Annotated in this window: 13 protein-coding genes; 7 read left to right on the top strand and 6 right to left on the bottom strand. The window is 45.8% G+C overall.

Translation table 11 applies throughout. From position 1 onward, the window contains the following. The first annotated feature begins 4 nt into the window (after positions 1-4). Both dusB and H6F74_RS24475 read left to right on the top strand, forming a co-directional pair. On the top strand, positions 5-1060 hold the full coding sequence (gene dusB, locus H6F74_RS24480; protein WP_190444734.1) for a tRNA dihydrouridine synthase DusB: 1056 nt from the start codon (positions 5-7) through the stop codon (positions 1058-1060). A 117-nt stretch (positions 1061-1177) separates the two neighbouring features. Then, a complete protein-coding gene (locus H6F74_RS24475; protein WP_190444733.1) occupies positions 1178-2938 on the top strand; it encodes a serine/threonine-protein kinase in 1761 nt (586 codons plus the stop codon). Between the two features lie 150 nt (positions 2939-3088). Here the strand turns inward: H6F74_RS24475 and H6F74_RS24470 are convergent, their stop codons facing one another. Together H6F74_RS24470 and ligA are read right to left on the bottom strand one after the other, a co-directional pair. After that, complete coding sequence (locus tag H6F74_RS24470) at positions 3089-4012, bottom strand: DMT family transporter (RefSeq protein WP_190444732.1); 924 nt, start codon at positions 4010-4012, stop codon at positions 3089-3091. 129 nt (positions 4013-4141) lie between these two features. Beyond that, positions 4142-6214, bottom strand: a complete 2073-nt coding sequence (ligA, locus tag H6F74_RS24465) for an NAD-dependent DNA ligase LigA (RefSeq protein ID WP_347269551.1) — start codon at positions 6212-6214, stop codon at positions 4142-4144. Between the two features lie 193 nt (positions 6215-6407). Between ligA and H6F74_RS24460 the strand changes: the two genes are divergently transcribed. Further along, the gene (locus tag H6F74_RS24460; protein WP_190444731.1) at positions 6408-7658 is read left to right on the top strand and encodes a glycerophosphodiester phosphodiesterase; all 1251 of its coding nucleotides are present in this window, start codon (positions 6408-6410) and stop codon (positions 7656-7658) included. Between the two features lie 49 nt (positions 7659-7707). On the opposite strand, the gene H6F74_RS24455 is transcribed toward H6F74_RS24460, so the two are convergent. From H6F74_RS24455 to H6F74_RS24445, 3 genes are all read right to left on the bottom strand, one after another. Then, the gene (locus tag H6F74_RS24455; RefSeq protein ID WP_190444730.1) at positions 7708-12150 is read right to left on the bottom strand and encodes a CHAT domain-containing protein; all 4443 of its coding nucleotides are present in this window, start codon (positions 12148-12150) and stop codon (positions 7708-7710) included. Between the two features lie 345 nt (positions 12151-12495). Beyond that, complete coding sequence (locus tag H6F74_RS24450; RefSeq protein WP_190444729.1) at positions 12496-13410, bottom strand: class I SAM-dependent methyltransferase; 915 nt, start codon at positions 13408-13410, stop codon at positions 12496-12498. Positions 13411-13742: 332 nt separating this feature from the next. Continuing rightward, positions 13743-15410 carry a DUF3352 domain-containing protein gene (locus H6F74_RS24445; RefSeq protein WP_190444728.1) on the bottom strand — a complete coding sequence of 556 codons (1668 nt, stop codon included), beginning with the start codon at positions 15408-15410 and terminating at the stop codon, positions 13743-13745. Positions 15411-15950: 540 nt separating this feature from the next. Here H6F74_RS24445 and H6F74_RS24440 point away from each other — a divergent pair. The 4 genes from H6F74_RS24440 (at position 15951) to H6F74_RS24425 (ending at position 21177) form a co-directional block, all read left to right on the top strand. After that, positions 15951-18569, top strand: coding sequence for a M1 family metallopeptidase (locus H6F74_RS24440; protein ID WP_190444727.1), 2619 nt, complete (start codon positions 15951-15953; stop codon positions 18567-18569). Positions 18570-18639: 70 nt separating this feature from the next. Further along, positions 18640-18855: a hypothetical protein gene (locus tag H6F74_RS24435; RefSeq protein WP_190444726.1), complete on the top strand. Its 216-nt coding sequence runs from the start codon at positions 18640-18642 to the stop codon at positions 18853-18855. Positions 18856-19025: 170 nt separating this feature from the next. Further along, on the top strand, positions 19026-20738 hold the full coding sequence (locus H6F74_RS24430; protein ID WP_190444725.1) for an AarF/UbiB family protein: 1713 nt from the start codon (positions 19026-19028) through the stop codon (positions 20736-20738). 67 nt (positions 20739-20805) lie between these two features. Continuing rightward, positions 20806-21177 (top strand): hypothetical protein, encoded by a 372-nt coding sequence (locus tag H6F74_RS24425; protein WP_190444724.1) that lies wholly within the window; start codon positions 20806-20808, stop codon positions 21175-21177. Positions 21178-21340: 163 nt separating this feature from the next. Here H6F74_RS24425 and H6F74_RS24420 read toward each other — a convergent pair whose 3' ends face one another. After that, positions 21341-22039 carry a hypothetical protein gene (locus H6F74_RS24420; RefSeq protein ID WP_190444723.1) on the bottom strand — a complete coding sequence of 233 codons (699 nt, stop codon included), beginning with the start codon at positions 22037-22039 and terminating at the stop codon, positions 21341-21343. Between the last annotated feature and the right edge of the window lie 111 nt (positions 22040-22150).

Below are 22150 nucleotides of genomic sequence, written 5' to 3'. Positions count from 1 at the left end.
GTTTATGATTTCCCTATCTCCTAGCCTGCAATCCCGACTCTCCACTCCTCTCAAAATTGGCTCTTTTGAAGTAAAAAGCCGCGTCTTACAGTCGCCTCTGTCTGGAGTGACTGATTTGGTGTTTCGGCGTTTGGTGCGTCGTTATGCGCCAGACTCGATGATGTACACCGAGATGGTAAATGCTACAGGGCTGCATTATGTGAAAGAACTTCCTAAAATTATGGAAGTAGATCCTAACGAACGACCAATTAGTATTCAGTTGTTTGATTGTCGCCCAGATTTCTTGGCGGAAGCAGCTGTAATGGCTGTGAAAGAAGGGGCGGACACAGTTGATATTAATATGGGTTGTCCAGTTAATAAAATTACTAAAAATGGTGGCGGTTCTTCTTTGTTGCGGCAACCAGAAGTCGCTGAGGCAATTGTTCGGGCTGTTGTTAAAGCTGTGCCAGTACCAGTAACTGTGAAAACTCGTATTGGCTGGACAGATAAGGAAATCAATATTCTGGACTTTGCTAAGCGCATGGAAGATGCGGGGGCGCAGATGATTACAGTCCACGGCCGCACCCGTTCGCAAGGTTACACCGGCCCTGCCAAGTGGGAGTGGATTGGTAAAGTCAAGGAAATTCTGTCAATTCCAGTAATTGCCAATGGCGATATGTTTTCCGTAGAGGCGGCGGTGAAGTGTTTGGAACAAACCGGCGCGGATGGAGTGATGTGTTCGCGGGGAACTCTGGGTTATCCCTTTTTAGTGGGAGAAATTGACTATTTCTTGAAAACTGGCCTAGAAAAGACGGCACCAACGCCGATACAACGGCTGGAATGTGCCAAAGAACATCTGCAAGCTTTGTATGAATATAAAGGCGATCGCGGGATCAGACAAGCCAGGAAGCACATGACTTGGTATGCCAAGGGTTTTGCTGGTGCTGCTGAGTTGCGCGGACATCTTAGCGTGATAGAAAATCTTCAGCAGGGTTTGGAGACAATCGATCGGGCGATTGAAAGATTGGCTAATTCTACTTGGCAAGAGGTTGAAGAGGAGTTAGCGTTGGTGGAGGTTTAACCACGAAGACGCACTTACGTAAGCGTTGCCCTCTCTTTGTTATAGGGCGCGAAGGGAAAAAACGAAAGGAAAGCGATCGCCTAGAATAGACGCCATCTACCTGCATTGTTTGCCGTCATGAGCAACTCCTCACACACTTTAAGTCGCCGTCCCCGCTATCAGACCATCCGAGAACTTGGGCGCAATCGCGCCGGGGGTCGCATCACTTATCTGGCAAAGGATAACGTCACAGAGCAGTCAGTCATCCTGAAGCGATTTCTATTTGCCCAAGTTGGGTCTGAATGGTCGGGTTTTAAAGCTTATGAGCGCGAGATTCAAGTCTTGCGAGGACTCGATCATCCTGGAATTCCCCGTTATCTCGATTCCTTTGAAACCCCATCTGGTTTCTGCATGGTGCAAGAGTATAAAGATGCCCTGCCTTTATCAGCTCCGCGCAGTTTTGACCCGGATGACATCCAGAAAATTGCTGTTTCTGTCCTAGAAATTCTTATTTATTTACAAAATCGGATTCCATCTGTAATTCACCGGGATATTAAACCTGAAAATATCCTCGTGGACGAGCAAATGAATGTTTATCTGGTGGATTTTGGCTTAGCTCGAATTGGCAATGGGGAAATGGCAATGAGCAGCGTCGCCGCCGGGACATTTGGGTTCATGGCACCCGAACAGATATACAATCGCCAGCTAAACGAAGCGACAGATTTATATGGTTTAGGCGCAACACTCATTTGCTTGCTAACTGGGACAAAATCAACGGAAATTGACACCTTATTTGATGAAGATGGGCGGATTAATTTCAAGCTGCTGGTTCCCAAGCTGAGTCTGCGTTTTGTGGATTGGCTCTCAAAAATGGTGGAACCCAAAGCAAAAGATCGTTTTCCCAACGCTACCGCTGCTTTGGAAGCTCTCAAGCCGATTTATGTTTGCCGCTTACCGGAAGTTAAATTTAGCCAACTTGCTTTGGAATTTAAAACAACACAACTAGGCGAAAAATTAACTAAAACCGTTAGTGTTAATAACTCCGTGCCAGACACACTACTTGAAGGTACTTGGGAAGTAGCACCCCACGAAAGCGATCCGCGCTATTCCAATTCTCATGCTTGGATTTGTTTTGAACCAACTGTATTTAAGAGTAATCATGCTGATTGCAAAATTACTGTAAATACTAATAAGTTGATGGCAGATAAAACCTACAGCCGTCAGATTTTATTACGCACCAATTCTTCACCCGAAACTTACCCTATCACAATTACAGTCCGCACAACGCTGTTTGAAACCCCAAAACCGCCTTATATTTCAATAGTTTTGCTATTAGGAATTGCTCTGGCAATGACTGGGTTTTGGACAGGCGCGATCGCTTGGATGGTAGCAGTTCTATTCAAATTTGCCTCTTGGCCATCCGTAGCGATTTTTGAAGTTGGAGTAATAGCGGTATTTGTGGCTTGGTTTTTAGCCGGAACTCTACTTGCTGCGGTTGGAATCAGAACTGTAATAGGCGTCAAAATTGCGGCTTGGTTGACAACTTTGACAATGTTAGTTGTTTTGTTGTCATCTGGGTTCTTATCAGCGGCTATCACTTCCTTAGGAACCTTAGCAGGTCTAGTGATTGGATTTGTCAATGGGGCGGTAATTAAGAATTATAAGGAGAGAGGATTTACTGAAAAGATTGCCGTTAGTAGCGCACTTTTGATAACAGGTTTAGGCATGAGCTTAGGCACGGGATTCAGTGTAGGGTTCCTCAATTTCTTTTTGTTTTCATCCCTACTGGGAACCAGTTTGTCCTTAGTTGCCATGATGTATTATCCATATCAACAGCGAGAAAAATTGATGGCTGAGTATCGCCATGCAGCACGAAATAGGCGTCTAATTAAACCCTAGGAGATGCAATAGGGTTTCATCCTCTGCTACTTGAGCCAATATATAGCAGTCCAAAATGATTCGTGAAAGCTAGATACCCGACTTCTTTAAGAAGTCGGGTATCTGAACCGCTGAATCACAACTACAATCAAATCGCATGATATTCTAAGATTAACGCGATTTTCCTAGCGCGATCGCTATCGAGCCAGATACTACTAAAATTGCTCCAAAAACCCCCAATATGGTGAGTTTCTCTAGGGGGATTAAACCGGGTAAAAAAACTGACACAGCGGACACAGATATCAAAGTTACAATAGGAGTAATAGCTAAAACGGCACTTACTCGCGATGCTTCCCAGTGTTCTAAAGATTCCGCAAAAGCACCGTAAGCAATAACAGTATTTAAAGCACAAAAAAGTAGCATTCCTAAATGTAAGGGATTCAGTGTAAGAATCGGTTGCGGTGTGATAAACGGAGTGAACAAAATTGCACAGCCGCCATAGATTAGCAGCATAATATTAGAAGAAGGCAATTTTTGCAAAAGCTGTTTTTGAGCTAAAGCATAAATAGCCCAAGTTATAGCTGCCAGCACAATTAAGCCACAGCCGATTAAATATTTGCCCTGCGCTGTAATTAAGTTAGTTAATTGCTCGTGAAAGAACAGCGCGAATCCTAAAGTTAGTACGCCTAAACCTATCCATTGACGCAAAGTATAGCGTTCTTTAAAAATAGCTAAACCGCCCAAACCCATAAGTACGGGAGCCATTTGAATGAGAACTTGGGTATTAGCTGGGGAAGTTAGCTGCAAACCTTGTAGAAAAAGGATGTAATTAGCTGCTAAAAATAAGATAGCGATCGCTAATAATTCTATAGGCGTTGTTTTGAGTTTTTCGACTGATGGTAATTGTTTCCGTGTCGCTAAATAAATCGCTAACAATCCAAAAGATACCAGAAAGCGAAACCAAGTGACGGTGTAAACATCCAACGCTTGCAGCGTCACCGTCAGAGCAATAGGTAGAATTCCCCATAGGAATACAGTCACAAGCGATAACGCTAGTCCTAAGCGCCATCTACCGGAACTAGAATGAAGTTGCATTGGGATTCATCCGATTTTTTGTAAAATAAATCCGACGACTAAAGTCGCGGCTACTTTCAAGGAAAAGGAGCGTTACGCAATAAAAGCGCACGCTCCTTACTCTTTCCATTGTGTGTTTGCTGATGACATCTAATCTTCGACTATTTCTAGCAATTGGGCTTCACTCAACTGGGTGATTCCCAATTCTTGAGCTTTTTCCAACTTAGAACCCGCGTCTTCCCCGACAAGTAAGTAGTCAGTTTTGGCGCTGACAGAATTTGTCACTTTCCCTCCGGCTTTTTCTATGAGTGCTTTCGCCTCATCTCGCTTCAGTGTGGGTAAAGTGCCAGTAATCACAAAGATTTTGCCCTGTAAAAACAGATTTTCTTGTGGAGTGGGAGTTTTCCCCGCCTCCTGATTGGCGAGTTGTAACCCAGATGCCTTGAGTCTGTCAATTAAAGCCTGATTCGCTGGAACTCGGAACCACTGATAAACAGCTTGGGCAATTTCGGGGCCAATGCCGTAAACTGCTTCAATATTGGTTGCTGATGCAGAAGAAAGCTGCTCAACTGTGGTGAATTTTTGAGTTAAAGTCTGAGCATTCACGCTACCGACGTGACGAATTCCCAAACCATATAATACTCTAGACCAAGGTTGAGTTTTTGAGTGCGCGATCGCATCCACCAACTTCTCGGCTAACTTCTTGCCCATCCGTTCCAAAGATGCCAACCTGTCAACCGTTAAATCGTACAAGTCAGCAACCGAATCCACCAAACCTTTATCAACCAACTGGTGCATCAGCTTTTCGCCCAATCCGTTGATATCCATCGCGTTGCGACTCGCCCAGTGAACCAACGCCCCTTTTAAAATAGCTGGGCAAGACGCATTCACGCAGCGCGTCACCGCCTCATCTTGTGGCTTTACTACTGGCTGATTGCACACTGGGCAACAGGTAGGCATTTGGAAAGGTTGCGTACCAGATGGGCGAAGTTCTTGCAAAACGCGCACTACTTCTGGTATAATCTCGCCTGCCTTGTGGATAATTACTGTATCGCCAATGCGGATATCAAGCGATCGCACATAATCGCTATTGTGTAATGTAGCTCTTTGTACCGTAGTCCCAGCCAATTGCACAGGCTGCAACTCTGCCAGAGGTGTCAGCGCCCCCGTCCGTCCCACATTTACGGAAATATTTTCCACCCGCGTCGGAGCTTGTTCAGCCGGATATTTCAGCGCCACAGCCCACCGGGGGAACTTCTGTGTAAATCCCAGATGCTCCTGAAGCAGAATCGAATTCAGCTTCACCACCACCCCATCAGTCATGTAGGGCAAATTCAGCCGTTCTGTATCCCAGTATTCATAATAAGCCTGCACATCCTCTAAAGAGCGGCAGTGTTTCCGATTCGGATTCACCCGGAAACCCATCTCTTGCAACAATTCCAGCGATTCCCACTGCGTTTTAGCAACCTCAGCATCATCCTTACCGGGAATTTGCAAAGTATAGGCAAAGAAATCCAGCCGCCTCTGCGCCACAATTCGCGAGTCTAACTGCCGCAAAGTACCAGCCGCCGCATTACGGGGATTGGCGAATAGGGACTCGCCAGCAGAGGAGCGTTCTTGATTGATTTGTTTAAACACCTCCAACCCTAAAAACGCCTCACCGCGCACCTCAACACGACCAGGAGGGTTGTCTAGATTCAACCGTAAGGGAATCGAGCGAATCGTCCGCACATTTTGGGTAATATCTTCACCAGCGACACCATCACCCCTAGTTGCTCCCCTCACCAGAATCCCATTTTCATAAGTCAAAGCTATAGCAGAACCGTCAATTTTCAGCTCACACACATATTCAATCTCGCCTAACCCTCCCTGAGCAACAGGAGATTCTTGGCGGTGGCGCTGCCAACGTTCCTGCCATTTAGCAAATTCCTTCATATTGAAGGCATTTTCTAGGCTGTAGAGGGGAATATTGTGCCTTACCGATGTAAATTGTGATGCTGGTCGTTCTCCCACGCGCTGGGTAGGGCTATCGGACGTTATCAGTTCGGGATACTTGCTTTCTAAGTCTTGCAGTTCCCGATACAACTGATCGTAGACAGCATCCTCCATGATGGGATTATCAAGGACATAGTAAGCTAAGCTGGCATTCTGCAACAGCTGCCGCAGTTCCTGAACCCGTTGTTTGACTGCCTGTGTCACCTGTTCCACGGAGTCTATCCCCACCAAAAACTTATAGCCGTTCCGATTTTAGTGTAACTAGCAAAACCCCCTATCTGTTTCTTGTTCCCAGTTTCCAGCTGGGAACGAGGAGCAAGTTTTAATCCGTACTTATACTTAAATTAACCTAGATTGCTCTCTAAGCTTAATGTCATATCTGTATATTTACTTAGGCATATTCATTTACTTAGCTGAAATTATGTTTCGTTCTTTGAAGTTGGTATTATTAGCAACGGCAGCTTTGGCGCTTGTACCTGTTGGAGAAGCAGCAGCCGCAACTTTAACGGGCGCACCCCCGATTGTAATTGGACACCGGGGAGCCAGTGGCTATCGCCCAGAGCATACGCTGGCTGCTTATGAGTTAGCAATTGACATGGGGGCTGACTATATTGAACCAGACGTAGTTTCAACTAAAGACGGCGTTCTGATTGCTCGTCATGAAAACGAAATTTCTGGAACCACCGATGTTTCCACCCGTCCAGAATTTGCTGACCGTTACACTACTAAAGTTATTGATGGGACAGAAGTAGAAGGCTGGTTTACTGAAGACTTCACTCTAGCAGAAATCAAAACTCTCCGCGCCAAAGAGCGTCTTCCCCAGCTGCGTAGTACAGCTTATGACGGTTTATACGAAGTTCCTACTCTGCAAGAGGTTATTGACCTAGCCAAGCGCAAAAGTGCGGAAACTGGTCGCACCATCGGTATTTACCCAGAAACCAAGCACCCCACCTACTTTAATTCTGTGGGTTTATCGCTGGAAGAACCTTTAGTAGAAATTCTGACGGCTAACGGATACACTGATGCTGACGATGCGGTTTTCATTCAGTCTTTTGAAGTTGCAAATCTACAACGACTGAACACCTTAACGGATGTCTCTCTGGTTCAGTTGTTTGGTGGAAGTGGCTCTCAGCCCTATGATTTTGTTGTCAGTGGGGATTCTCGGACTTATGGCGACTTGGTAACTTCTACAGGATTAGCAGGTATTGCCGAATATGCACAAGGGATTGGCCCTTCAAAAGGGTTAATTATACCTTCTGCAACTGTCGATCGCGATGGGGATGGTAAGGCTGACGATCTGAATGGGGATGGTGTGATCAGCGATGCTGACAGGCCATTAAAAGAACCTACCACGCTGATTGATGACGCTCACGCGGCGGGTTTGCTTGTTCATGCCTACACTTTCCGCAATGAGGACTTTTTCCTGGCTCCAGAATACAACGGAAACCCAGAACTGGAGTACGAAAGGTTCTTTAAACTTGGGCTTGATGGCTTGTTTAGCGATTTCCCAGATACTGCTGTTGCTGTCCGCAACCGTGTGGCTGGAAATCCAAATCAAGCAGTTCCCGAACCAAGTTCTTTAGCGATATTGGGCATTTTACCGTTAGCAGAAATTCTGCGCCGTCGGCATCAAGGTGGGAAGAAAGCAAAAAAAGCGATCGCATCCTTATAGACAATAGACACGAAGATTTTTGCGGGCGGTAGGGGCGAAGCATTCGCCCCTACCAAGGACTGCCAATCATTGTAAAAGCTGCCCAATAATAGGGATGATTGAAGTTTTTATCTCCCTGGTTGGCGAAGTTGGGAGGCATTGGTATATCTCCAGCGGAAGTATGCAATTGACCTCCCTTAATTTCCAGCTCTCCCCGCAACATTGCTATCTGCGCTTGTCGCAACGCCTCGGCTTTGATGGGGGCTTTCTTCAACTGCTGGTAAAACTCGCTCATCAATACCAGCGTCCCTTCATCGGAAACGTACCATAGACTTGCCAACGCCGATTGGACACCCGCCTGCACAGCCAACCCAGCAAAACCTAATTCTGCTTGTTCATTCCCTAACGCTGTGCGACAGGCACTTAGCACCAATAATTGTACTGGTGGGTTATTCCACTCTAGTTGGCGCAACTGGTTGAGTCGCAGCTGAGTATCCCACAACTGAATATAAGATTTACTGGGTTCACCAGGCTTAAATTCTGCATGAGTGGCAAGGTGGATAATTCCAGAGGAGTTCTGCTGACGTTGCGCTTTGAGATTTTTCAGGGTAAAGGCTTCGTTAAGAAAATATTTCCCTTCCCACAGATACTGGGTAATTAAGGATAATTCTACTGGCACTGCTGGTAAGGGTTGCAGATTGGTAAATTGCGATGCCCCCATCGCTAAAATTTGCGATTCTTTGATGTCGCTGTTTCGGGTATCGGTGAGGCTAAGACTTGGCATTAGTCCTACACTGTAGCGTTCTACCAAGAATTTTTCACCATCGTGAAGGGCGGCTAAGGGCAAAGAACGCAAGCCAGTGTCCATGATAAATACAAGATTCTGGATGCCCAGGTTTTGTAAATCTTCTTTGATGGGTTCTATTAGCCACTGATGGAGTTGCTGGGCTGGGGCCAGGTAACTCCGAGTATTTCTGGGGTTGGAGATTTGGTTGCGGAAGTTGTCAGCAACTTTGAGAACTTGCGATCGCGTAGCGTATGCGCCTCGCGTACTCGCTTCTATTCGTTTGCGAACTATTTCACCCTTGGCGGTGACTACTACCAGTTCGAGTTGGTCGCTAGAATTTGAGGCTTGAGAATTGGGAATTGGGAATTGGGAATTGCTCCTATTTTCCCCTGTTTCTGGTTTCAGCAATGGTGGCACAAAAACTACATATATAAGTGCTGGTTTCACACCTGTTGCTGTTTCAGTTTGTTGGAGTACGTTGCGGGCTTGTGCCAGATTTATCGGCGCAGTATCGGTTGTTGTACCCAGATATTGTTCAACCTGGTTGGTAAAGTAATTTTCTAGCCCGGCTACCACCGCGTCTACTTCAACGTTAGGAACGCTATAAGCGATCGCACTCTGGGAAATTGGATTTGCCTGTGGTGGTGCGGAATCTTCACCCAATTGATTTGGATTTGGTGGCGGTTGATTTGGGTTTTGTGGCGGTTGATTTGGGTTTTGCGGCGATGGATTTGGGTTTGGTGGCGGTTGATTTGGGTTTGGTGGCGGTTGATTTGGGTCTGGTAATGGCGAGTTTTGAGTAATGATTTGGATATTGCCTTGAGTGAAGCTGCTTGCAAAAGAACGCTGCGGCGCGATCGCATTATCTACAAGCCTAGTGCCAGTGGTAATTGCACCAGCAGTACCATTCACAGTAGCATCGCCCACTACAAAAGGAATACCCTTGGCTCCGCCGCCATGTTGAATAGTTACCTGATTACCATTTAGTCCGCCAACTGTAGAAATGCTGGCAGCGATCGCGTTTTGGTCGGGAAAAGTAGCGATCGCCCGAAAAAAGTTATCAGTGGTAATGTCAACTCTACCACCCGTGCCAGAAACGCCACCTTGGGCATTTATATAGTTAACTTGAATATCATTAGGAGTCTCTAAGGTGACAGCACCACCATTCTCTGTAGAACTAGAATTAATTATTCCAGTAGTAATGTTGCCATTGCTAGTAGTAAGGCTAATCTCCCCACCATTGGAGTTAATTTCACCAAGCTGATTAATATTGCTTGTCGCTGACAAAATAACTGGCCCCCCTGGGGTGAAAATATTTCCAACCGTAATACTTCCCGGACTTGCTAAAGCACTAGAACTAAGCGGTGTCAGCAGAAAAGCACGGCTTTGTCCGCCAATGAAACCAGTTCCCACGATTTGCCCAACATCATTGACAGCTGCGGCAGTTTGCAGAAAATCCCAGCCAGAACTAGGAGAAATCAAGTTATTGAGGTCTGAAATTATGCCGTTTTGCCAGAGAAAAGCACGAGTGTTCTGGTTCGCACCTTCCGAACTACCGACAACTTGACCGATGTTGTTGATGTCGTTAGCGCGGCTGAAGTTATCGGCTGGTAGAGTTCCGAGTGCGATCGCGCCATTTCGCCACAGCACAGCTTGAGAGTTGCCGTTTGCTGTCTGCGAATCCCCGACCACAAAACCCGCATCATTAATGCCATAGGCGTTGCTGAAATTACCGCCTGGAAGCGTACCCAATTGGATAACGCCGTTTTGCCACAGCACAGCTTGAGAAGAACCGTTGCTAACTGTGCCTGAACTGCCGACAATTTGACCATTGTTGTTGATAGCGTTGGCGTTGCTGAAGTCATTGCCGGGGAGGGTTCCCAGGTTTTGGATAACGCCGTTTTGCCACAAAAAAGCCTGATTATTGCCGTTTAAGTTGGTAATCCCAACCACCTGAGCGAGATTGTTGATATCGTTGGCTTGACGAGAGTTACTGCCTATGTTTTGAATAGCGCCGTTTTGCCACACTACAGCATTTAAGTTGCCGCTAAAAGTGCCTGAATTACCAACCGCCACACCAGCATCATTGATAGCGTTGGCGCTGCTGAATTCATTACCGGGGAGGGTTCCGAGGTTTTGGATAGTGCCGTTTTGCCACACAACACCGCTAGAGTTTCCATTAGCGATGTTGGAAACACCCACCACTTGACCATTATTGTTGATGTCAGAGGCGTTACTTAAGTTACCGCCTGGAAGCGTGCCGAGGTTTGTAATAGAGTAGGAGCTTGAGCCGAAGTTGGGCGGATTTTCCAGATTGGTAACGCCTGCTCTTAAAATTAAGGCGGGAGTGCTGCTCAAAATCGGAATATCTGGGTCTTGACCAACAATGAGTGATGTATCTGCTCCCGTAATGACGATATTTCCAGCTGTGATATTGCCTTTTGCCTCTATTTTCAGCGAAACTCCCGTATAATCCCCAAAGTTAACATCTCCCACTGAGCTAATAATCGGGTCATAGAGACTGACAAATTTTCCAGGGTTTCCCAGTGTGTTGCGAATCGAAAAGTCGCCGCCACTGCTAAAGTGAGCATCCCCAGAAATATTGCCATCGCTGATTAAACTGAGATTTCCACCACTGGTAAAGGGCGTTTTTGGGTGATTTAGCGCCAGAATATCGATGCTTTGATTGCCTTGAATGTATAAATTACCTCCGGCTTGGGCGACAAAGCTTTTTTCCACGCTGTCCCGGACTCGCACTGTATCTGTAGCTTGCAGATTCAAGTTTCCAGTAGTGTAGAGTTGACTTTCTACTAGCGTCAAATTGCGTGCCGAGAGTGTCGCTTCTCCCGCCGTCACCTCCCGCGCTACCACATCTCCAGCTGCTACTGGCAACCCAGATCCGGTTAATTGTACGCGATCGCTATTAACTGTTATTCCAGTCGCATTCCTCAATTTCCCGCCTGTCAATAACTGGGGAAGAGAGAGGGGTTGAATATTTCCAGTCCCCAGTCCCCCGTCCCCAGTCCCCACCTCTATACTCAGCAGATTTCCCGGCTGACTCACGCGCACCGTACTCTTACCCGGCACCGCCGCCACGATAATATTACCCCCAGGCGCAACAAGTTTTCCTGTACTGATGACAGTGCCGCCTAACAAAGTTAAATTTTGTCCTGCGCCTACTACTAGAGAACCTGCATTAATAATTGCTCCAGGCTGATTTATGGTAAAGGCAAAGCTGGTTGGATTCCCTACTAGAGCCGCATAATTATTTGTACCAATAGCACTAAACCAATTTTGATTAAAACCAATGCCGTTGGCGGTGGTAGCGGTGAAGTCACCCGGTACGTTAAGAATAGCTTTTGGGCCAAAGATGATGCCCGATGGGTTGAGCAAAAATAGGTTCGAGTTGCCACCAGTAACCTGAATTAAACCGTTAATTATTGAGGCTTTGCCCCCAGTTACACGGGAGAGTATGTTCCCAATATTTGGGTTAGAAAGAAAGTTAGCTATTTCATTAGAGCGGATACCAAATTCGGTGAAACTATGAAAGAGATTTACTCCATCCTCAGATATATTTCCGCCGCTAATGTTGATAATATTACCGTTGGGGGTGATGACGGTAGCGGTGCCGTCAGCAGCTGGGATAATAGATTGCGATCGCGCTGGTTGTTGACCAATAGCTCCGACCAAAGAAAGTGCTGCCAGTAACCGAAGAACTTTTTGCATAAGCGATCGCATGATATTTAAATCTCTGCGCTCCTTGAGACAATTTCAGATGCACTTCAATTGCACTCAAGCACTGTTCTATAGGTTTACGCAGTCACCATATTCTGCTTTTTTCCTCAGCTTAGGCAATCTATCCTAAGCTCGACTTTATCGATTTACCGAGAAACTGCGATCCCCGAAGTCCAAACCCATATAGCAGCCCTAAACAATTCCTGAAGGCGAGATGCCCGACTTCTCTAAGAAGTCGGGCATCTGAAGGGCTGGCTCACAACTCGTTTAGGACTATAGCAGTCCTAAACGAGTTTAAAAATTTTTTGTAGCCCTCTCGTCACGAAAGCGACAGTATTACTTTTGTGAGATTACCGTGCGGTGACGAGGAGTGTTGCAAGTAATAGTTGGTGCTGCGAATCCTGCCTCTACTAGGGCCTGTTCAATGTCTAAGGCAAAATATTCATCCAGGTAAGGCTCGGTACTCTTGAGCAAGGTCAAGATGTACGGTGGCATCTTGATGTAAATTTCCGACTTTGGGTTCATATCCATAATTGCCAAATGGCCACCGGGACGCAGTACGCGCCGGGCTTCTCTCAAAATTTGCATTGTTGCCGATTGAGGCAACTCATGGCACATCAGAAAGATGGAAACTAAATCAAATGAAGCATTTGGCAATCCTGTAGATTCAGCAGCTGCGTGAACCCACTGAATTGATTTCTGACGTTGTTGCGATTGGTATTGGGCAACTGCCACAAAGTAGGGAGACAAGTCTAAGCCAGTGATTTTTGCCTGGGCATAGGCATCTTGGAGGGCAAAGGTACTCATCCCGACACTGCACCCCAAGTCTAAAATATCTTGCGGCTGGGTGGAAATTTGGCTAGTGACAATATCCAAGAAACTTTGGCGGAGTCTAGCATCTCCCTGGCTACCAGCATCTTTCCAAACACCAGCATGAACGGCATAAGCGGCGACTTCTACCTCCCAAGCAGCCTCCCAGCTTAAATTACCGCTTTCGTAGGCATGAAACGATCGCACATAGTATTCTGGGTAAACTAGCTCTGGGTTTTGTACTTTCTCTAACCCAGTTCCCCAGTCGAGTTGCGATAGTTCCTTTACTTGCTTTGTCCAAGGTACTCCAATTCTCTCGGCGCGTTTAATCATCATAGTTCGCGCCTGATGCTTGGCAAGATTGGCTAACGGCTTGATCGCCAGCAACCCATTCACCAAGCGCGAAGATATTCCGGGAGCAGTTTTTACAGCAGTAGTCATTAGTCCCTAGTTATTAGCCATTAGTTATTAGTTTATGGTTTGTTGTCTGTTAGCGTGGCAACGTTTGAAGGTTGAAACGGTGGGTAGGGATGAATGTCACTGACTTATGCCTCAAACTAAAGTTTAGGCTAAAAGCTAAAACCTGTTGAAACAGGTTGAAATCCATATAGTGCAAGCATTTTAGTCCGTTTTAACGGACTTCAGCTTTCAGCCGGAACTTTAGTTCAAGGCTTGAGCGCAGGGCAAAAATTAAGTGCCATTCGTGGGTAGAGATTCTCCTTCCAACTTTCAAACTCTTCCCTGACTGCTGACTAATGACCAATAACTATTGACTACTTCCCAGTTTTCTGCTTTAGAGCTAGTAACACCTCAATTTCAGCAGTTGTTTTGTCAGACTGAGTAGCAGTTAGACCGACACCACGAATCGAATTGAGGACAGCGGCTGTTTCTGGCGCGATCGCATTCTTTTGGGAAGCAGGTAGCTGGCGATTTACTAGAGACATGGTTTTGTCCATATCTAGGTAAAAGTAGCCTGCGTTTGGCTTGTGCAACGACGCTGTGGCGGCTTTAAACGATGGGCTATTGTCCAAAGTCTGGCTAGGTTTGGTGGCGATCACATCAGCGATGGGGCCACCGATAGCGATGAACATAGTGTTTTCATCTATCCAACCACGTCCCAAAAATGCGCCTTGTTGCGGGATCTGCCATTCAGTGACAGCTTTACCTTTAACATTTCTTTGGGCTACCGTGATTGAGTTGCCTTTAGCAAGTGCATCAAGTTTACTGAAGGTATTTTCAGCGGTTTTGCGATCGCTTGTTTGAAACACCAAAGCTCCACCAAAGCCAACTGGCGCTAAAATACCTTGACTAGATGGAATTGCAGCCATAGCAAATTCACCATCCATCCAACCAAAGATATCTTTATCTAGGTCAAGATTCAGGCTTTCCTTTAGTTGTAGGCGTGTTTGTTCAAATGCTTTCTGGGCTTCGGGATCTTTTTTCGACTGTTCAACTACCGCATCCCAAGTACGGCTGATACCGCCGCCGCTGATCAAGGCAATAGTATCAGCAGGAAATTGAGACACCACATTGCCAGCATTCGGTTTATACTCTGCTTGCACAACTGCTGTCGGGTCTATCTTACCAATCGCCTTCATGCGTATACCCGCATTATCGACCCCTACACCGATAACCATTGACTTCAATGCTTTCAGCTGCTTTATTGTTTCTGGAGGCAATGGTGTTGCATTAGGATTGGTTGCCAACAATTCCTCTACCATATTGCCGTAGTCAGGCACATAAAATTGAGCTAAGGAGTTCTGTACGTTTGTACCCTTCGAAAGAATATTGGCTGCACCTTCTTTACCAGCAAATGAAGGCTGACCTTTGAAGGTATCAATCGCTAATTCTACAGTTTTTATTTGGTCAGAAAACACTAAATGGTTATTTAAAACCGCTGTATAAGTTTTGCTAGCTTTCCCTTGATCTTCAGTTATTTTGATACCTTTGTAGTCAATTTCCTTGCTTCCAGCTTTTTTCACCTTCTTGGCGAAATTCAAGGCGCTAATTTTGTCCTTGATACCGACAACCATCAAAACATTCGGTTCCTGTGTGGATTGTGACGTAGCTTGTACAGGTTTTACTGGAGACGATGGCAGCACAGCAAACATCACGCTACCTAACCAAGGCTTAATGTCTTTCTCATAAGAGACGTTGGATTCAGTCAACATATCTTTGTTGAAATTGTTTAAACCTTTGGCAACTAACTTTTGGGCTTCCGGGGTGCCGAACTGTTCCAATTGCGCCCAAGCTTTCGGATCTGTCGAGACAAAACCTGCCATTAATGCTTCATCTGGCACCACTTTGGCACTCCCCAGAGGACTCGTCGCATCGCCACCCAAACCACCTTTGAGGTAAAGATAGCCACCTACGCCACCTACAATTAAAACGGCAGTGCCAACAACAATAGGAACTAAAGAATTTGGTTTTCTTTCAGACATTTTAATTTTTCCTCGGTTTATTTCTTCTTTGATTGCCGTCGCTGCTGCCAGCGATGGCAGCTCAATTGGTAATTTTACTTATGCACTATTTCCCATTAAATTATTTTTTATGGGAGTGTCATAGGGCTACTTCAATGCGATTAGAAGAAACTCCGCAAATGGAATCATTAAGTTTAAATAAAATCAGAGGAGCGGGGGGGAATTGCCATTGTTAATTGGAATACAAGTCAAGACAGTTGAGTTGCGTGCGATTTCACGAGGCGATCCCCAAACCTCCGATAAATTGGAGAGGATTGAGCAATGTGGAGATACCGTTAAATATCCTTTTTAAGAGAGGCTGTAAGCAATAAAATTGCTTAAAAAGTGGAGTAAAAGCAATTCTATCGCTTAAAAAGCGTGCCAATGATGAAAAATACCCTGTAGTGCATGGAATCCTAAGTACAATCGCGGGAAAGGCGCTAATGTGGAAAATATAGTTCAATGGCTTTGTTTAAGGGGTTGTAGCCATACCCCTATTGTCTCAAGGGCGCGATCGCGAACATGAATTTCCAGCTTAGTTTTGATTCCGACAATACACGTCATAAATCCTTTGAATTACCGGGTGCTAGACCCCACTACAACCCAGACCGACCCGGACAAGTCGAACATATTTTTCTGGATTTAGCCCTCGACATTCCCAATCAAAGCGTCGTCGGCACTTGCAGCATCACATTATCCCCTGTGCGGAGTGGGATTGACCGTTTAACTTTGGATGCCGTTAACCTAAATATTCATTCAGTGGAGGTTGACGAATCGCCGCAAACGTTTGACTATGATGGCAACGAGCTGCATATTCAAATGCAGACACCTACGGAAATGGGAAAAGCGGTAAAGGTAGCGATCGCTTACTCGGTCGAAAAACCCCAGCGCGGCATCTACTTCATCACCCCCAACAAACATTATCCCCACAAACCGACGCAAGTCTGGACGCAAGGAGAAGATGAAGACTCCCGCTTCTGGTTCCCCTGCTTTGATTATCCGGGGCAGTTGGCAACTTCAGAAATTCGCGTCAAAATTCCCAAACCTCTGATCGCTATTTCCAATGGAGAATTGATCGAAACAAAGGAAGATGGCGATCGCAAAATTTACCACTGGTTACAGCAGCAAGTTCATCCCTCCTACTTGATCACTTTAGCTGTAGGTGACTTTGCAGAAATTAAGGATGAATGGAACGGCAAACCCGTAACATATTATGTGGAGAAAAATCGGGAACAAGATGCCCGCCGCAGCATGGGCAAAACTCCCCAGATGATTGAATTTTTCAGCGAAAAATTTGGCTATCCCTATCCTTTTCCTAAATACGCCCAAGTCTGCGTTGATGACTTCATTTTTGGCGGTATGGAAAACACTTCCACCACCTTGCTAACTGACCGCTGCTTGTTAGATGAACGGGCATCGTTAGATAATCGCCTTACTGAAAGTTTAGTTGCTCACGAACTCGCTCACCAGTGGTTCGGGGATTTAGTTGTTATCAAGCACTGGTCTCATGCTTGGATTAAAGAAGGCATGGCCTCTTATTCAGAAGTGCTGTGGACAGACGAAGAATATGGAGCGCAAGATGCAGCTTATTATCTATTAAATGAAGCTCGTAGCTACATTTCAGAAGATAGTAGTCGCTACCGTCGTCCAATTGTAACTCATGTTTATCGGGAAGCAATTGAATTATACGACAGGCACCTTTACGAAAAAGGCGCTTGCGTTTATCACATGATTCGGACAGAGTTGGGAGACGAGCTATTTTTCAAGGCAATTCATACGTTTGTTCAGGATAATGCCCACCAAACAGTCGAAACAGTTGACTTGCTAAGAGCAATTGAAAAAGCTACCGGACGCAACTTATTATTTCTATTCGACCAGTACGTTTATCGCGGCGGTCATCCAGATTTCAAAGTTGCTTATGTTTGGGATGCTGACAGCAAGTTGGCAAAAGTTACAGTTACGCAAACTCAAGCTGCAAGTGATAATAACGGCAGTAAGAGTGAGTTGTTTGACTTGAAAATTCCGATTGCCTTCGGTTATAGTCAGCCAGAGGAAACTGGCACTGATAAGCAAAATCCAAAATCAAAGATTTTTAAGGTTCGGGTAAATGAGCGGGAACAAAGTTTTTACTTCCCCTTAGAAGAGAAACCCGAATATGTAAGCTTTGATGTAGGAAATAATTTCCTGAAAACTGTGTCTTTAGAGTACCCAGTTGCCGAACTCAAAGCACAACTGCAATTCGATCCCGATCCGGTTTCTCGCATTTACGCTGCTGAGGCGTTGGCGAAAAAAGGTGGATTGGAGGTGGTAAAGGTTCTTGCTGCTGCTTTGCAGAATGACTCTTGCTGGGGAGTTCGGGCGGAAGTTGCCAAACAACTTTCTGAAGTTAAACTCGATCAGTCGTTTGATGCTTTAGTTGTCGGGTTGCAAGATAAAGAGGCTTTAGTACGTCGTGCAGTGGTGCAAGCACTAGCGCAAATCAAGACGCAAGAAAGCTATAAAGCACTGAAACCGCTAGTAGAAAAAGGAGATGCCAGCTACTATGTGGAAGCTGCCGCAGCTAACGCGATCGCGGGAATTGGAGCAGCACACTTGGATGAAAAGCCCAAGCAAGAAAAGGTACTAAAACTGCTGCACTGGGTACTGAAGGAAAAAGCTGGTTGGAATGAGGTTGTCAGGACGGGCGCGATCGCAGGTTTATCTCAACTCAAAACTTCACCAGAAGCTTTGAATCTGATTTTAGAATATACCGCGCCCGGAGTTCCGCAAGCTTTGCGCCTTGCAGCCATTCGCGCACTAGGAGCCATTTCCACGGGTCAGAATAATGTCAACCTGGAACGGATTCTAGAGCAATTAAGCGAACTTTCTAAAGAAACGTTCTTCTTAACGCAAGTTTCAGTTGCTATAGCACTGGGACAGATGGAGACACCGAAAGCGATCGCGATTTTACAAAGTCTTGCCGATCAAACTCCCGATGGGCGAGTTCGTCGTATCGCGGAGGAAGCAGTTGAACGGGTGCAAAAAAACGTTGGTTCTGATCAAGCTATCAAACAATTGCGAGAGGAACTCGATCAGTTGAAAAAGCAAAATCAGGAACTAAAAAGTCGCATGGAAAACCTAGAAGCCAAGTCCAGCAGCTAGTCAGAAGCCCGAACGTGTTGATCCCTCCCCATGTCGGGGAGGGTAAAAATTCTCCTGAAATTTCCCCCTTTTGAACAAAAAGTTTTTCCCCTGCAATCTTGGAGCTGGGATTGGGGATTGGGAATTGGGAATTGGGAATTGGGGATTGACAATTGGGAATTGGGAAAAAGTTTTACAAAAAGTTTTTCCCAATTCCCAGTCCCCAGTCCCCAGTCCCCAGCCCCCAGCCCCCAGCCCCCAGTCCAGAATATTGATCCCCGATGGTGTCTGTATTTTTGTATACTAGAGTTAATAAAACGTTAAAAAACTGGTAAAAAACAATGTATAAAGTTACGAGAGATTGCGGAAGGAATCTCTGGAAATAAGTGTTATTTGATTGATCAAGTTAAAAAGTGGCTTTACTACTAGCAAGCCGCTACTTACTAATAAGTTTTGTTTTGAGAGGCAGACACAAGCGTGAATCGGTATCCACTCGTCCAGTCTGGGGGCTACGATCAAAAAGCGATCGCCCAATACTACCTTTATCGTCCTTGGCTAGTTATCTGGCGTGGCATTAACATTATTTTGTCCTTTGCGAGATTCTTTATCGGGTTAAAGTGGGATGAATTGTGGAATGTAGAGATGCGACAAGTCGCGTCTAAACACGCCACCGAACTGCGAGAAATGCTAACTCGCCTCGGCCCTACATTTATTAAAGTCGGTCAAGCCCTCTCCACGCGCCCCGATCTAATAAGGAAAGACTTTTTAGAAGAACTCATCAAACTACAGGATCAACTGCCGTCGTTTGATAATGCGATCGCCTTCAATATTATCGAGACAGAGCTAGACCGCTCTATAGGAGAGATATTTAGCGAAATCTCCCCAGAGCCTTTAGCCGCAGCCAGCCTAGCACAAGTATATAAAGCCCGTCTCCACACTGGCGAAGAAGTAGCAGTCAAGGTGCAACGCCCCAACTTGCTACCAACCATTACCCTAGACTTGTACTTAATGCGGTGGGCTGCTGGTTGGCTAGCTCCCTGGCTTCCCCTAAATTTAGGGCATGACCTGCGCTTAATTGTCGATGAGTTCGGCACCAAGTTATTTGAAGAAGTTGATTACCTCAACGAAGGACGCAACGCCGAAAAATTCGCGACAAACTTCCGCGACGATCCCACCGTCAAAGTTCCAGCAATTTACTGGCGATACACCAGCAACCGCGTTCTTATCTTAGAGTGGATTAACGGCTTCAAGCTGACAGATACTGAGCGGATCAAAGCAGCAGGTTTGGACACAGATAGCCTGATTGAAATTGGCGTAACATCAGGACTGCGACAGCTGCTAGAACACGGCTTTTTCCACGCCGATCCCCATCCAGGCAACCTGTTTGCCATGCCAGACGGGCGGATGGCATTCATTGACTTTGGCATGATGGATCAGATGGAGGAGCATACCAAAGAAAACCTCGTCAGCGCCGTAGTTCACCTAATTAACAAAGACTACATCGAGTTAGCCAAAGACTTTGTAAAGCTAGGCTTTTTGACACCAGAGACAGACATTATTCCCATCATTCCGGCGCTGGAAACCGTCCTGGATCAAGCGATAGGCGAAAGTGTGCGAGACTTCAACTTCAAGACAGTTACAGACAAGTTCTCGGAACTGATGTATGAATATCCGTTCCGCGTCCCCGCAAAATTTGCCTTGATTATTCGTTCTCTGGTGACGCAAGAGGGATTAGCTTTAAGCTTGAATCCGAATTTCAAAATCGTCGAAGTTGGCTATCCCTATGTGGCGCGGCGTTTACTCACCGGGGAAACTCCCGAAATGCGGCGGCGGTTGATTGAGGTGCTGTTCAAAGATGGTAAATTCCAGTGGCAGCGATTGGAAAATATGATTGCGATCGCTCGCAGTGATGATAACTTCGATCTATTACCCACAGCACAACTCGGTTTACAGTTTATCCTTTCTGAAGAAGGTCAGTTTCTGCGACGGCAATTACTGATAGCTTTAACAGAAGATGACCGCCTTCATACCGAGGAAGTCCGACGCCTCTGGAATCTGGTTAAAGACGACCTGAAACCAGCACGGTTGTTCAATGTGGCACTGGGAGCCTTAACTGAACTCTCCACTGAGGGAGTCGCAGCGCTTTTGCCCACTGTTTCCACATTCTCTGCTTTTCAGCACAAATCTTGAAGCTAATAGCTAATGGTTTTTAATAATTAGCTATTAGCTATTAGCCATTAACCATTAGGAGTTATTAGTGTATTACTTTCCAGACCCGCCGTATTTTTTACTCGTTGTTGGTTTATTTGCTGGGCTAACCTGTGGCGCTGCTTTTGAAGCCACCCTGAAACAACAAGTACGGGAGTGGGCAAAAAACCGCTCCACCCGCACCCTAGCACAAATGCAAGGTATGCAGTTACAACTGCCGTTTCTGGGAATTTGTGCGGGTGTCTGCGTATTTCTTGTCGCTGGATTAGAGATTTTTGGCTTTCCCGGATCGCTGGCTTGTGGGGTTTCTGTGCCACTGACTCTATTTATCGGCTTCTTGATTTGGGGACAACTCAAGAACCTTTTGTTAATGCTAGAACGGGGTGGTTCGCGAGCGCTTGATTTGGACGTTTGGGAATAAGCCATTAGTTAGTTATAGGTTGGTTTTTCTAACCTCAATCACCCTACAACTCTCTTAAAAAAGCAGCACAGGAGTAGTCCAACCTTACTCTCTACGCTCTAAAAAACAAGCCCGGTAGTGATACCGGGCTTTGCTTTATCAGCAACAAGAATTAGCCTAATTATTAGTAGACATCAACATAGTCCCAACCATCAACATAACCTAATGTCCCTGGTGTTGATCCTGGCACAGTAATTTTGTACCACTTATTGATCCACTGGTTGTTATCTACAGCAAAGTTCAACTTGGTGCCAATAGGTACAGTTTTGATAATTTGACCACTGCATGGCGATCTGCGAAGATTTACAGGTGACTTAACTACATGAGCCGTTCCCGGAGCCAGTGGGTTAACAATCATCCAGCCTTGAAGACGACCGCTTGCACAGACATTGGCGGAAGTATAACCGTAGGTAACGCGAACCCAAGTATAACCATTGCCTTGCTGAGTGCCTCCGCTAGGATCGTTTAAAACATCGGCTCCCGGTCGAGCGACGCGCAAGATACGGCAGCTGGTGCTGGGACAAGAGCGGATATTAACGCTACTTAACACGTTATAAACCCGACCATCATCTGTGGCTGTACCTGCCACACCTGCACCGAGTGCGTTTGCCGTACCTACTCTAGCTTTTATGGATTGGCGGACGGTATCGGCTTCACTAACTGCACCTCCTGCTTGTTCTGGTGCGACAGTTCTGGGAGCAAACTTATTACCTGCGTTAGATGGTTCGGCTAAATTTTTGGGAACGGCAACACTTAGTGTAATTCCTAATAAGGTAAAAGCTGTTAAGCCAGCGCCAATTTTTTTGAGAGTTCCTAATTGCATAGCAGTTTTGTGTCCTTTAATTCAGTCTGCGAGTGTCTTTTTCTCGGCATGATATTAGACACAAATACACAAACAAATTTTTCGGATTACAACACACTGTGCAATGGCAAA

Origin of the sequence: Trichocoleus sp. FACHB-90 (assembly GCF_014695505.1) — a bacterium.
GTDB lineage: Bacteria > Cyanobacteriota > Cyanobacteriia > Cyanobacteriales > FACHB-T130 > Funiculus > Funiculus sociatus.
Note: the sequence above shows the minus strand (reverse complement) of the source record. Positions and strands in the feature narration are given on the sequence as shown.